The 12,527-nt window shown below is 67.5% G+C and carries 14 protein-coding genes; 10 read left to right on the forward strand and 4 right to left on the reverse strand.

Annotated features, from left to right (window positions below):
* The first annotated feature begins 208 nt into the window (after positions 1-208).
* Positions 209-868: an acyl-CoA synthetase gene (locus tag JF52_RS0107885; protein WP_033105697.1), complete on the forward strand. Its 660-nt coding sequence runs from the start codon at positions 209-211 to the stop codon at positions 866-868.
* Positions 865-1,242, forward strand: a complete 378-nt coding sequence (locus JF52_RS0107890; protein ID WP_033105698.1) for a hypothetical protein — start codon at positions 865-867, stop codon at positions 1,240-1,242. The genes JF52_RS0107885 and JF52_RS0107890 overlap by 4 nt, the downstream gene beginning before the upstream one ends.
* Before the next feature lie 23 nt (positions 1,243-1,265).
* Here the strand turns inward: JF52_RS0107890 and purB are convergent, their stop codons facing one another.
* Positions 1,266-2,648, reverse strand: coding sequence for an adenylosuccinate lyase (gene purB, locus JF52_RS0107895; protein ID WP_033105699.1), 1,383 nt, complete (start codon positions 2,646-2,648; stop codon positions 1,266-1,268).
* Between the two features lie 26 nt (positions 2,649-2,674).
* Positions 2,675-3,211 carry a low molecular weight protein-tyrosine-phosphatase gene (locus tag JF52_RS0107900; protein WP_033105700.1) on the reverse strand — a complete coding sequence of 179 codons (537 nt, stop codon included), beginning with the start codon at positions 3,209-3,211 and terminating at the stop codon, positions 2,675-2,677.
* Between the two features lie 129 nt (positions 3,212-3,340).
* Between JF52_RS0107900 and JF52_RS0107905 the strand changes: the two genes are divergently transcribed.
* Positions 3,341-3,604: a hypothetical protein gene (locus JF52_RS0107905; protein ID WP_033105701.1), complete on the forward strand. Its 264-nt coding sequence runs from the start codon at positions 3,341-3,343 to the stop codon at positions 3,602-3,604.
* Positions 3,601-4,887, forward strand: a complete 1,287-nt coding sequence (locus JF52_RS0107910) for a hypothetical protein (protein WP_033105702.1) — start codon at positions 3,601-3,603, stop codon at positions 4,885-4,887. Before JF52_RS0107905 ends, JF52_RS0107910 begins: the two co-directional genes overlap by 4 nt.
* Positions 4,888-4,897: 10 nt before the next feature.
* On the opposite strand, the gene JF52_RS0107915 is transcribed toward JF52_RS0107910, so the two are convergent.
* Entirely contained in the window at positions 4,898-5,299 is a 402-nt protein-coding gene (locus JF52_RS0107915; RefSeq protein ID WP_033105703.1) for a phage holin family protein, read from the reverse strand.
* A gap of 94 nt (positions 5,300-5,393) precedes the next feature.
* On the opposite strand from JF52_RS0107915, the gene rhuM reads away from it, so the two are divergent.
* From rhuM to JF52_RS0107945, 6 genes are all read left to right on the forward strand, one after another.
* On the forward strand, positions 5,394-6,350 hold the full coding sequence (gene rhuM, locus JF52_RS0107920) for a RhuM family protein (protein WP_033105704.1): 957 nt from the start codon (positions 5,394-5,396) through the stop codon (positions 6,348-6,350).
* Positions 6,351-6,354: 4 nt separating this feature from the next.
* Positions 6,355-7,422 (forward strand): histidinol-phosphate transaminase, encoded by a 1,068-nt coding sequence (locus JF52_RS0107925; protein ID WP_052166840.1) that lies wholly within the window; start codon positions 6,355-6,357, stop codon positions 7,420-7,422.
* Positions 7,423-7,507: 85 nt separating this feature from the next.
* The gene (locus tag JF52_RS0107930; RefSeq protein ID WP_033105705.1) at positions 7,508-8,641 is read left to right on the forward strand and encodes a thiamine pyrophosphate-dependent enzyme; all 1,134 of its coding nucleotides are present in this window, start codon (positions 7,508-7,510) and stop codon (positions 8,639-8,641) included.
* Positions 8,638-9,618 carry an alpha-ketoacid dehydrogenase subunit beta gene (locus JF52_RS0107935; RefSeq protein ID WP_033105706.1) on the forward strand — a complete coding sequence of 327 codons (981 nt, stop codon included), beginning with the start codon at positions 8,638-8,640 and terminating at the stop codon, positions 9,616-9,618. Before JF52_RS0107930 ends, JF52_RS0107935 begins: the two co-directional genes overlap by 4 nt.
* A 109-nt stretch (positions 9,619-9,727) precedes the next feature.
* On the forward strand, positions 9,728-11,059 hold the full coding sequence (locus JF52_RS0107940; protein WP_033105707.1) for a dihydrolipoamide acetyltransferase family protein: 1,332 nt from the start codon (positions 9,728-9,730) through the stop codon (positions 11,057-11,059).
* Positions 11,060-11,100: 41 nt separating this feature from the next.
* Positions 11,101-11,292, forward strand: a complete 192-nt coding sequence (locus tag JF52_RS0107945; RefSeq protein ID WP_033105708.1) for a hypothetical protein — start codon at positions 11,101-11,103, stop codon at positions 11,290-11,292.
* 13 nt (positions 11,293-11,305) lie between these two features.
* Here JF52_RS0107945 and JF52_RS0107950 read toward each other — a convergent pair whose 3' ends face one another.
* Positions 11,306-12,526 (reverse strand): ROK family protein, encoded by a 1,221-nt coding sequence (locus JF52_RS0107950; protein WP_033105709.1) that lies wholly within the window; start codon positions 12,524-12,526, stop codon positions 11,306-11,308.
* Position 12,527 lies beyond the last annotated feature (1 nt).

Consider the following 12,527-nt stretch of genomic DNA (forward strand, 5'->3'; position numbering starts at 1 on the left):
AGGGTCACGGGTCAGGTCTTCGCAGGCGGAGTCCGCTTCTGCGCTGAAGGTCGGACCCGACGCAGGGCCCCCTGCGTGAACTGTCGGGTTCGGTGAGCGTTCTGGGGACGCCGCCGAACCCGACAGCAGCACCGCGGGCGGTCGGGCACGCCGGCTCCTCCCTCACGCGTAGACTGGACATACCACCCCGGAAGACCGAGGAACCGTCATGTCTGCCCCAGCTCGCACATTCACCGTGCGCAACATCCAATTGCTGCGCGCGCTCTTCGCGGCGGCGTCGGCGCTCATGATCACGTTCTCGCCCGATCACTCGGCTGCCGTCGGATTCGCCGTGTTCGGAGGATTCGTCGCCGCGAGCGGCTTCATCTTCGTGCTCGGCGCGTGGCTCGCCGTCCCCTCCGGCTCGCGTTGGCCCCTCATCCTGCTCGGCGTCATCGATCTGCTCACGGCGGTCGTCAGTGGTATCCCCACCTGGCGCACCGACGGAGCCTTCTTCATCGTGGTGATCATCTGGGCCGCCGCGAGCGGTCTCGTCGAGCTCGTCGCCGGACTCCGTGCCCGGCGTACCGATCCGACGGCGAAGGATGCCATCACCATCGGCGCGCTCGGGCTCGTGCTCGCGGTGGTCCTGCTCTTCATCCCGGCAGGCTATTCGCTGCAGTACTCGGTCGAAGGCACGGATGCACTGACGCTCACCGGGATCATCCTGGCCGTCGGCATGTTCGGCGGCTACACCGCCATCGTCGCCGTGTTCCTCGGGATCGCCGGTTTCTCGCCCGATCGCACTGGCGCGACGGAAGACGAGACGAAGGATGCCGACACCGATGACGCCACGAGCGCCTCGGTCGAGAATGGAGGAGCCTCATGAGCGAGAAGAAGGCCGAACGTCGAGAGCTGCTGCGCCCGCTGCACCTGCTCGGGATCGCGCTCGCCTGCGGCATCTTCGCGGCCGTGGTCACACTGGTGTCGACCGGTGCGTTCACCTCTCGAGTCAACGTGTCGATCGCGAACGGCTCCTATCAGGGCCTCACTCCGATCGTCCTCGGCCTCGTCATCGGCGGTGGCGCCTTCATCGTCACGCTGCTCATCATGTCGATGCTGATCCTCGCGGTCGACCCGCGCGATTACCAGGACAAGACGCTCGACCGGCCGGTTCTGTATGACGAAGAGCCCGGCATGGACGGCTCGAACGCGAAGCCGAACTCGGACGGCTCGGACGGCTCGGACTCCTCGAAGTCCTGAGCCGCGCCGTCCCGCCCGACGCACTACTTCGCGAGGCGCTCGGCGATGCCGATGTACGTCGCGGGTGTGAGGGCGAGCAGACGCCGCTGCGCAGCATCCCCGATCTCGAGACCCTCGACGAAGGATGCCAGCTCCGCAGCCCCGACGCGGTGACCGCGTGTCAGCTCCTTCAGCAGCGCGTACGGGTCGCTGATCGTCGAACGGCCCGCGACGACCTCGGCGCGGATGACGGTCTGGATCGCCTCAGCGAGGACTTCCCAGTTCACGTCGAGGTCGGCGAGCAGCACGTCGCGGGCCAGTGAGATCTCGTTCAGCCCGCGACGCAGATTGTCGAGCGCGAGCAGCGAGTGCCCGAACGCGACGCCGATGTTGCGCTGCGTCGTCGAATCGGTGAGGTCGCGCTGCATGCGGCTGGTGACCAGCGTCTGCGACAGTGAGCCGAGGAGCGCCGCCGACAGCTCGAGGTTCGCCTCGGCGTTCTCGAACCGGATCGGGTTGATCTTGTGCGGCATGGTCGACGATCCGGTGGCGCCGGCGACCGGGATCTGCGTGAAATAGCCGATCGAGATGTAGGTCCAGATGTCGGTGGCGAGGTTGTGCAGGATGCCGCCGGCATGACGCATGCGGTCATAGAGTTCGACCTGCCAGTCGTGCGACTCGATCTGGGTGGTGAGGACGTTGAAGCCGAGGCCGAGACCTTCGACGTACTCGCGGGCGATCGTCGGCCAGTCTGCATCCGGATCCGCGGCGAGGTGGGCCGACCAGGTGCCCGTCGCGCCAGAGAACTTCGCGAGGAACTCGGATGCCGCGATCTGGGCGCGCACGCGCTCAAGGCGCCATGCGAAGACCGCGAGCTCCTTGCCCATGGTCGATGGCGTCGCTGGCTGACCGTGCGTGCGGGACAGCATCGCAGCATCCGCATGCTCGACCGACAGCTCCCGCAGCTTGGCGATCAGGCCGTCGAATGCCGGAAGCCACACATCCTCGACGGCGCGCTTCACAGTGAGCGCGTATGAGACCGAGTTGATGTCCTCACTGGTGCACGCGAAGTGCGTCAACTCGGCGATCGAGTCGAGACCCAGCGACTGAAGGCGGTCGCGCACGAGGTACTCGACGGCCTTCACGTCGTGACGCGTGACGGCCTCCTTCTCAGCGAGCCAGTCGATCTCGTTCTGCCCGAAGTCGCGGTAGAGGCCGCGCAGGCGCTCCTTGTCGGCATCCGCCAGCGGCGACGTCTCGAACAGCGACCGGTCGGTGAGGGCGATGAGCCACTCGACCTCGGCCTCGACGCGAGCGCGGTTCAGACCGGCCTCGGAGAGGTAGTCGCCGAGCGGTGCGACAGCCGGGCGGTAGCGCCCGTCGAGGGGGCTCAGCGGCTGGACGGGGAAGGAGTTCGGGGAAGTCAGGGGAGTCCTCCTGATCGGGCCCCAATTCAGTTCTGGGGCAACGTGCGGGGCGTCGTACGGCTGGAGCGCAGGGCGGGTTCGAGTTGGCGGAACAGGCCTCGGGTCGCGGTCTCAATCATAGCCAGCACGGCGTCGAACATCTGGGCCTCCGCATAGTACGGGTCGGGCACGTCGAGGTTCTCCGCCTCGCGATCGAACGACAGCAGCAGCGTGACCTTGCCCTCCTGGTCCTCATCGCGCGCCCATTCGCGCAGGATGCGCTCGTGGGTGCGATCCAGGGCGACGACGAGATCGTTGTCGGCGAAGGATGCCGCGGTGAAGGGCTTCGCGCGGTGCAGGGATCCGTCGTATCCGCGGCGTTCGAGCGCGTCGATGGTCCGGGCGTCTGCACGCTCGCCCACATGCCATTCCCCGGTGCTGGCGCTGCTCGAGGTGATGCGAGCTCCGAGCCCCTGTCGTTCGGCGAGGTCGCGGAACACCACCTCCGCCATGGGAGAACGGCAGATGTTGCCCGTGCACACGAAGATGACGCGGAAGGGCTCGGGCGATGTCACGCGTTCCATTCTGCCTCTCGGCATCCTTCCTGCACAGTCGCACGCTCTCTTTCTGCACCATCGCGTCAGTCGGTCGGCTCTGCACGCTTCGCGCCTCAGCCCGCTTCGCCGTAGGGCGGCTCGCGGCATTCTTGGCGCATGCTGAACATCATCGCGGCCTCGTCCCCGGCCTCCGACGACCTCTGGAGGTGGTTCTCGGCGCAACGCGCCGTCAATGAGGCGATCGCCGCCCTCGACGATGCCGGAGCCGGGCTGCTTCCCCTCGTGGAAGCGAGTGATTGGCAGGCCGACGGCGTGCGTGCCCTGCATGCCCTCATCATCGACCTGAGAGACCGCGCCACGGCCGAGCTGGGCGTGCTGAACAGCCGGCTGTGGGAGCTCGAGGCGGCGGGCCGGTCATGAGCGACGGCATCGACATCACCCACGGCGGTGCGATCGCCGTCGACCCAGAGGCGCTACGAGCGGTGGCCGAGGCCATGGGCAGAATCGCGCCGAGCCTCGCGGATGCCGCTGCCGCGATCCGCAGCGCCTACGGCTTCATCGTCGGCACACCGAATCTCAGCGGTCAGGTCGACACCGTGTCGCTCTGGGCGAGCGCGGCGCGGGTGGACGTGCTGCACGACGAGTGCGGAACCGCTTCGTCCAACACCCTGTTGATGGCCGACGTCTACGAACTCGTCGAGCTCAGGGCGCAGCTGGCCGCGCTCGCGATTCAGGACACGGCGCAGGCGTTCGCGCTTGATGCGCGCATCGCGCAGCTCGAGGCGTCCGATCCTCGGGTGGCCGAGATGGAGAAGTGGCTGCTCGCCGGCTGGAAGGAGAAGCGGTTCGCGGGGCTGGGCGAGCAGCTCTACCTCGGCCCATCCGCCTTGTCGGGAGGATCCGGCCTGAATCTGGGTGGGGTCTTCCTCCTGGCTGCGTCGATCGCAGCGACCGGTACCGGCCGGCTTGCACCGAACGCGACACTGTCCGGAAGCGGCGGGCCCGTCTCGGTGACGCCTGTGAGGACGGGCGCGGCGATCGCCCCTCCGACGAGCCTGGCTGAGGCGTTCCGACGATTCCCGGATGCCACCGGTGCGCAACTCAAGGTCGAGAAGTACACGATGGCCGACGGCACGAATCGTTTCGTGCTCTACGCGAAGGGGACGCAGTCGAGCCTGGATCCGAAGGAGCCGTTCGATCTGAAGTCGAACCTGGACCTGTACACCGGCCGGGAATCGGCATCGTACGCTGCGACCGTCGAGGCATTGGAGGCGGCAGGAGCGCAACCCGGTGACGAGGTGCACGTGTATGCGCACTCGCAGTCGGCCATGAACGCCGCCTACTTGTCATCGCAGAGCGAGTTCGACGTGACGGTGCAGGTGACCGCCGGCAGCCCGGTGCATCCGACGGCCCGAGAGGACCAACTGCTGATCGAGTTCAGGCACACCGACGATGCGGTCAGCAGCCTCGCCGGTGGAGGGTCGCCCGGTGGTACAGGTTCACCGGACAGCCTGGTCGTGACCAGGGACGGCGATCCCTTCGACGTGCTCCTCCCCGCGCATCTGATGAAGAGCTATATCGAGACGGCCGAGATGGTCGACGAGTCCGGAGACGTACGGCTCGACGCGTGGCTCGACAAGGCACGCGAGCTCAACGAGGCGGTGGCGATCGAATCGACCGAGTACGTCGCGCGGCGGGAATGACGCGCAGCGATCAGTCGCGGCGCTGCTTCCTCTGCGGGCGGAGGATGCCGCCGAACACGGCGTTGATGATCGAGATGATGATCGCGGCGAGCACGCCCCACCAGAAGCTGCCGACGGTCAGGCCCCAGCCGAAACCGGAAGTGATCCACGCGGTCAGCCACAGCAGGAAGCCGTTGATGATGAGGCCGATGAGTCCGAGCGTGAGGATGTAGAGCGGGAACGCCAGGATCTTCACGACCGTGCCGATGATCGTGTTGACCAGCGCGAAGATCGCGCCGACGGCGAGCAGCGTGAGCACCAGCTGCAGCGTTTCGCCAGGGGGGAACGCGATGATCGCGACCTGCAGCGCAGGGATCAGCGTGACGACCCACAGGGCGAACGCGTTGATGACGACTCTGATGATGAAGCGCATTGTGGATTCAGTCTCGCATGTCGGGTGTTGGTTGTCACCGGATGTGCGAGCGGAACTCCTCGGCGCTGTCGGTGGCAGCAGTTAGCGTGATGTCATGAACGCCAACCGCATGCCAAAGGTGGAGATCTACACAGCGCCGGATGGCGCGACGCGCCTTGAGGTTCGTGCCGACGGTGAAACGGTCTGGCTGACGCGACAGCAGCTTGCGTCGTTGTTCGGCCGCGACGTCAAGACCATCGGCAAGCACGTGAGTAATGCACGGCGCGAGGAGTTGGAGGGGATTCCAACTGTCGCAAAATTTGCGACAGTTGCCACCGAGGGCGATCGAATTGTCGAGCGACAGGTCGAGCACTACAACCTCGACATGATCCTGTCGGTCGGGTATCGAGTGAAGTCGCCCGAAGGTGTGTACTTCCGGCGCTGGGCGACCGACGTGTTGCGCCGATACGTCATGGAGGGCGCAGCTCTCAACGAGCGTCGGCTCGATGAGCTGGGATCAGTCGTGAAGATCCTGAGCCGGTCGACCGACCAGCTGGTGGCTGGCGTGGCCGACGTCGTCGCAGGCTATCTGCCGGGACTGCAACTGCTTCGCGACTATGACGAGGGCGATCTCGGCGACGTGCGAGGTCGCGCCCCAGAATGGGTCCTGACGCTGAACGAAGCCCGATCGGTCATCGCACAGGTGCGCAGTGATTTCGAGTCGGATGTCCTGTTTGGAAACGAGCGTGGAGACGCGCTTGCCGGAGTGATCGGCGCGATCTATCAAGGGTTCGCGGGGCAGGAGCTATATCCGGGCGCTGAAGAGAAAGCGGCCAACTTGCTCTACCTCGTGGTCAAGGATCATCCGCTTTCCGACGGCAACAAGCGCAGCGGTGCTGCCCTCTTCGTGACGTTCCTCAGCCGCAACGGGCTTCTCGCGGGTGAGAACGGACCGACCATCAATAACAATGCGCTCGCAGCCATCACTCTGCTGGTTGCCATGAGCGACCCCAAGGAGAAGGATCTGATGATCGCTCTCATCACCCGCATGATCGCTGAGTCCTTAGACTGACCTCGTGACCGAGCCGATCCTTCCCCGCATCCGCCCAGAGATCGCCGCCCTCGCGCCGTACCGGCAGGGCAAGCAGGCGGGCCCCGATGCCTTCAAGCTCTCCAGCAACGAGAACCCGTTCGAGCCCCTGCCGTCGGTGCTCGAGGCGCTCGCGCACACCACGCCGATCAACCGCTATCCGGACGCCACTGCCACCCGTCTGCGCGAGCGCCTCGCGGCGCGCTACGGCGTCGAGCTCGACCAGGTGCATGTCGCCAGCGGAAGCGTCGCCATCCTGTATCAGCTGGTGCAGGCCGCGGCATCCGTCGGCGATGACGTCGTGTACGCCTGGCGCTCCTTCGAGGCCTATCCCGGGCTGCCTCTCGTCGCGGGCGCGACCGGCGTACAGGTTCCGCTGACCGCCGAGGGTCGCCACGATCTCGACGCGATGGCGGATGCCGTCACCGATCGCACCCGCGCCGTTCTGCTGTGCACGCCGAACAACCCCACCGGCCCGATCATCACGAGCGCAGAGTTCGCGGCGTTCATCGCAAGGGTGCCCGCCGACGTACTGGTCATTCTGGATGAGGCGTACGCCGAGTTCGTCACGGCGGAGGACGCGGTCGACGGCCTCGGCGCCCGCGTGTTCGAGCGGCACCCGAACGTCGTGGTGCTGCGCACGTTCTCCAAGGCGTACGGCCTCGCCGGCCTCCGGGTCGGGTATGCGATCGGCCACGCCAAGGTTCTCGATGCGGCCAGGGCCACCGGCATCCCGCTGTCCGTCACGGCCGCTGCTGAGACCGCCGCGATCGCCAGCCTCGACGCCGAGGCCGAACTCCTCGACCGGGTCGCGGTGATCGTCGAGCGCCGCGTGGCGTTGGTGAGCGCGCTGCGCGCGCAGGGCTGGGCGGTGCCGGAGAGCCAGGCCAACTTCGTGTGGCTGCCCACGGGGGAGCGCACCGACGAGATCGCCGCTGCGTTCGTGGCCGCCGACATCGTCGTCAGGCCGTTCTCGGGTGACGGCATCCGCATCTCCGTCGGCGAGGAGCCCTCCATCGACCGGGTGCTCCACGTCGCGTCCACCGTCCGCTGACCAGCGGCTTCTCCGGGCTCCGGGCAGATACGAGGGCGCCCTAGGTATGCGTGACGGGGCATGCCGGCTCGGATAGCGTAAGACGGTGACCTCGTCAGAGACCGATCTTGTCCGCGTCCTCGAGGCGGATGGCCGCTTCGCGCCCAGTCCTGCCGCCGAGCAGTATCTGCCGCTGATCGAAGCAATCAGTGATGCAGAGCTCGAGCAGTTCTATCGCGACATGGTCGTCATCCGCGCCATCGACAATCAAGCCACGAACCTGCAGCGCCAGGGACAGTTGGCGCTCTGGCCGCCGAGTCGCGGACAGGAGGCGGCGCAGGTGGGATCCGCCCGCGCAGCGCGCACGCAGGACACGCTGTTCCCCTCGTACCGCGAGCACGCCGTCGCACGCATCCGCGGCGTCGATCCGATCGGCATCATCAAGCTGATGCGCGGAATCTCGCACGGCGGCTGGGATCCGACGGATCCCGCCAACGGCAACACGCGGCTGTACACCCTCGTGCTCGGCTCTCAGGTGCTGCACGCCACCGGCTACGCCATGGGCCTGAACTTCGGGGACCGCTCCGGCACCGGCGATCCGGAGCGCGATGAAGCCGTGATCGTCTACTACGGCGACGGCGCATCCAGTCAGGGCGACGTGCACGAGGCGATGGTCTTCGCCGCCAGCTATCAGACCCCGACGGTCTTCTTCCTGCAGAACAACCAGTGGGCGATCTCCGTTCCGGTCGCGACGCAGACCCGGGTGCCGTTCGCGCAGCGCAGCGCCGGTTACGGCATCGACAGCATCCGCGTCGACGGCAACGACGTGCTCGCAAGCTACGCCGTCTCGCGCGTCGCGCTCGACGAGGCGCGCGCGGGCAAGGGTCCCCGCGCGATCGAGGCGGAGACCTACCGCCTCGGCGCGCACACGACCAGCGACGACCCGACGAAGTACCGCACCAGCGACGAGGAGCGCTCGTGGGAGCTGCGGGATCCGATCCCGCGCATGCGCACCTTCCTCGAGGGGCGCGGCGCCGCCGGATCGCTCTTCGACGACGTGGATGCCGAGGCTGCGGATGCTGCGGATGATCTCCGCGTCCGCACACTCGCGATCGAGTCGCCGCCGGCGAGCAAGATCTTCGATCACGTCTACAGCGAACCGCATCCGCTGATGGATGAGCAGCGCGCCTGGCGCGAGCAGTACGAAGCATCCTTCGAGCAGCCGGGAGCCCACGCATGACGCTCGAGACGATGCCGCTGAGCAAGGCCCTCAACGCCGGCATGCGCAAGGCCATGGAGAACGACCCGAGCGTGCTGCTGATGGGCGAGGACATCGGGAAGCTCGGCGGGGTGTTCCGCATCACCGAGAACCTGCAGCGCGACTTCGGCGAGAAGCGCGTGCTGGACACGCCGCTCGCGGAGTCCGGCATCGTGGGAACGGCGATCGGTCTCGCGATGGCGGGTTTCCGCCCGGTCTGCGAGATCCAGTTCGACGGCTTCGTGTTCCCGGCATTCGACCAGATCACCTCGCAGTTGGCGAAGATCACCAACCGGCACGAGGGTGCGCTCTCGATGCCGATCGTGATCCGCATCCCCTACGGCGGGCACATCGGTGCGATCGAGCATCACCAGGAGAGCCCCGAGGCCTACTTCGCGCACACCCCTGGTCTGCGGGTCGTGTCGCCGTCGACGCCGAATGACGCGTACTGGATGATCCAGGAGGCCATCGCCTCGAACGATCCGGTCATCTTCCTGGAGCCGAAGAGCAAGTACTGGCAGAAGGGCGAGGTCGAACTGGAGCAGTCCGCGGCCCCGCTGCACTCGTCGCGCGTGGTGCGCACCGGCACGGATGTCACTCTGGTCGGTCACGGGGCCATGGTCACGACGCTCCTGCAGGCCGCCGCGCTCGCCGAGAGCGAGGGCACGAGCTGCGAGGTCGTCGATGTGCGTTCGCTGTCGCCGGTCGACTATGGACCCATCCTCGACTCGGCCCGCAAGACCGGTCGCGTGGTCTACGCGCAGGAGGCTGCGGGCTTCACGAGTGTCGGCAGCGAGATCGCCGCGACGGTGATGGAGCGCGCGTTCTACGCTCTCGAGGCTCCGGTGCTGCGGGTGTCGGGCTACGACGCCCCCTTCCCGCCCGCGAAGCTCGAGGGCACCTTCCTCCCGGATGCCGACCGCATCCTCGAGGCCGTCGACCGGTCACTGGCCTACTGAACTTGAGTGAGCCGAATCCCGCGGGTCGTTGAGCGAACGAAGTGAGACGAAACGCATTGAGTGAGCGCAGCGAGTCGAAATGGCTTGCCCGAGCGAAAGGCACACCGCAATGAGCACGCAGAACTTCAACCTCCCCGATGTCGGCGAGGGGCTGACCGAGGCCGAGATCGTCACGTGGAAGGTCGCCCCCGGTGACGATGTCGCGATCAACGACGTGATCTGCGAGATCGAGACGGCCAAGTCGCTCGTCGAGCTGCCGTCGCCGTACGCGGGCGTCGTCGGCAATCTGCTGGTCGGCGAGGGCACGACCGTCGAGGTCGGCACCCCCATCATCAGCTTCGTATCGGATGCTGCGCCCGCGGCAGCCCCGCAGCCCGCTGCTCCTGCGGAGGAGGCCGGCGGCTCGGTACTCGTCGGTTACGGCACCGGCGCCGGCGCGACCTCTCGTCGTACCCGTGCCGCCGTGCGGCCGGTGCGTTCGTCGGTGGGAGTCATCGCGAAGCCCCCGATCCGCAAGCTCGCCCGCGACCTCAATGTCGACCTGTCCTCGGTCAGCCCGACAGGCGCTGACGGCGAGGTCACCCGCGACGACGTGGTGAAGCAGGCCTCGCAGGCGAGCGTGTTCCGCAACATCGAGACTCCGGAGTGGGGCGCAGTGCGCGAGGAGACCGTGGCGCCGAAGAGCGCACCGGTCGGGCTCGCTCGCGGGGTCGCCGCATCGGCTGCTCACGATTCGGATGCGCGCACCGAGTCGATCCCCGTCAAGGGCGTGCGCAAGGTCAGCGCCTCCGCCATGGTGCAGAGCGCGTACACCGCGCCGCACGTCACGGTCTGGAAGGAAGTCGACGCGACGCGCACGATGGAGCTCGTCAAGCGCCTGAAGACCTCAGCGGACTACGCCGACATCAAGGTGTCGCCGCTGCTGATCGTGGCGCGCGCCGTGATCTGGGCCGTACGCCGCAACCCGATGGTCAACGCGGCCTGGGTCGAGACCGAAGGCGGCGCCGAGATATCGGTGCGCCACTACGTCAACCTCGGCATCGCCGCGGCGACCCCGCGCGGGCTGCTCGTGCCCAACATCAAGGACGCGCAGGACCTCAACATGCGAGAGCTCGCGCGGGCGCTCAACCGCCTCACCCTGACCGCACGCGAGGGCAAGACGCCACCTGCCGATCAGCAGGGCGGCACGATCACGATCACCAACATCGGAGTGTTCGGGATGGATGCCGGCACCCCGATCATCAACCCCGGCGAGGCCGGTATCGTGGCGATGGGCACGATCAGCCAGAAGCCGTGGGTCGTCGACGGGGAGGTGCGTCCGCGGTTCGTGACCACGGTCGCAGGGTCCTTCGATCACCGCGTCATCGACGGCGACGGCATGAGCCGCTTCATCGCCGACGTCGCCTCCATCCTGGAAGAGCCCGCGCTGCTGGTGGACTGATGTGAGACCTCGTTGAACGACCAAGGGAGGGGCGTCTACTGATGTCAAACTTTGCTGATGACCTCAACGCGTGGGTTGGGCGACAGGCCCAGTCCTCTGTGGAAGAGCAGATACTCGCCGCCTATGCGGAGGAGCATCCTGCTCCCGAGGGGCAGGAATGGTTTGTGGCGGGGCAGCAACGCGAGAGCGATGGGATCGCCTACCGCTTCGACTTGCGAGATGCCTCGGAGTGACGAGAAATCGCCGCTAGGCGAGCTCGCTGAGCCGCTGCTCCGCCAGTCGGGGCACCGCCCGCTCGCGCGCCGCACGACGTGCGGTCGCGATGGCCCCGACGGAGACGACCTCGGCGCCCAGCGTTGATGCGAGGATCTCCGGCGCCGGCAGATGAAGCTCATCGGGGAGGATGCGCCGGGCTGCGGCGAGCACGGGCTCGATGCTCTCGGCGACCGCCCCGCACACGATCACGCGCGAAGGGTCGTACATGCTGCCGAGCACTCCGACGACGCGCGCCAGGGTCGCACCGACGCGGTCGGTGATACGCACGGCGTCGGCGTCTCCCGAGGCGGCGAGCGTCAGCACGAGGCGTGGGTCGATGTGCCGCCTACCGGCAAGGTGTCCGAGGGCGCTGTCGACCGTGATCTCGCCGTTCTCGACCGCGGCGCGAACCTGATCCTGAACGGCGTATCTGAGCCCGAAGGCCGAGCCGACACCCACGATGTGGTCGAACACGATGCTCTCGCCGACGCCGCCGTGCGCACCGTGCAGCACGTGCCCGTCGACGACGACTCCACCGCCGAAGCGCTCGCTGGCGAGCAGGGCGACGTAGTCGCGGCATCCGATCGCCGCTCCGACCGCGCCTTCGGCGATCGCAGCGAGCTGCGCGTCGTTCTTGATCTCCACGACGGGAGCCCAGTCGCGCAGTGCGTCGGCGAGGCCGGGGTTCGTCCGCTCCCAGAAACCGTCGGGATGCGGTGGCGAGACGCCGTCGCGGTTCACGGGGGCGGCGACGCCGGCGCAGAGCGCGAGCACACGGTCGCGGAGGATGCCGGCCTCGTCGAGTGCCGCACGCAGCTGCTCGAGGATCGTCGCCCTGCGCTCGTCGGCCGACTGGCCCGAGGAGATCTCCACCCGGTGATGCGCGAGCGTCCGGTCGATCGGATCCGCGACGGTCACGGCGAGGTGCGTGTCGCCGGCGTCGATGCCGACGACGACGCCGAGGTCGGGGGAGAGGGCGAAACGCCGTGCGGGGCGCCCGGAGCGGTAGCTCCCGGCGGCGCGGGCATTGGGGAGTTCGTGCAGCATGTCGGCGCCGACCAGGGTGTCGATCGCATCGATCGCGGTGGAACGGGTGAGCGCGGTGCTGGCCATGACGTCGCTGGCGGTGAAGTCGCCGGCATCCCAGGCGAAGTCGAGCACGGCGCCGACGCTCGCGCGTCCGGTTCCGAGACCTCTCGAGACTTCTGTCACA

The sequence above is a fragment of the Microbacterium profundi genome, assembly GCF_000763375.1.
Taxonomy (GTDB): Bacteria; Actinomycetota; Actinomycetes; order Actinomycetales; family Microbacteriaceae; genus Microbacterium; species Microbacterium profundi.

What these genes read in the sequence shown, in the direction of transcription:
- JF52_RS0107890 (WP_033105698.1), top strand. Translation starts at nt 865, where the DNA reads ATGAGCGAGAAGAAGGCCGAACGTCGAGAGCTGCTGCGCCCGCTGCAC.
- JF52_RS0107900 (WP_033105700.1), bottom strand. Translation starts at nt 3,211, where the DNA reads ATGGAACGCGTGACATCGCCCGAGCCCTTCCGCGTCATCTTCGTGTGC.
- rhuM (WP_033105704.1), top strand. Translation starts at nt 5,394, where the DNA reads ATGAACGCCAACCGCATGCCAAAGGTGGAGATCTACACAGCGCCGGAT.
- JF52_RS0107940 (WP_033105707.1), top strand. Translation starts at nt 9,728, where the DNA reads ATGAGCACGCAGAACTTCAACCTCCCCGATGTCGGCGAGGGGCTGACC.
- JF52_RS0107915 (WP_033105703.1), bottom strand. Translation starts at nt 5,299, where the DNA reads ATGCGCTTCATCATCAGAGTCGTCATCAACGCGTTCGCCCTGTGGGTC.
- JF52_RS0107885 (WP_033105697.1), top strand. Translation starts at nt 209, where the DNA reads ATGTCTGCCCCAGCTCGCACATTCACCGTGCGCAACATCCAATTGCTG.
- JF52_RS0107910 (WP_033105702.1), top strand. Translation starts at nt 3,601, where the DNA reads ATGAGCGACGGCATCGACATCACCCACGGCGGTGCGATCGCCGTCGAC.
- JF52_RS0107905 (WP_033105701.1), top strand. Translation starts at nt 3,341, where the DNA reads ATGCTGAACATCATCGCGGCCTCGTCCCCGGCCTCCGACGACCTCTGG.
- JF52_RS0107945 (WP_033105708.1), top strand. Translation starts at nt 11,101, where the DNA reads ATGTCAAACTTTGCTGATGACCTCAACGCGTGGGTTGGGCGACAGGCC.
- JF52_RS0107935 (WP_033105706.1), top strand. Translation starts at nt 8,638, where the DNA reads ATGACGCTCGAGACGATGCCGCTGAGCAAGGCCCTCAACGCCGGCATG.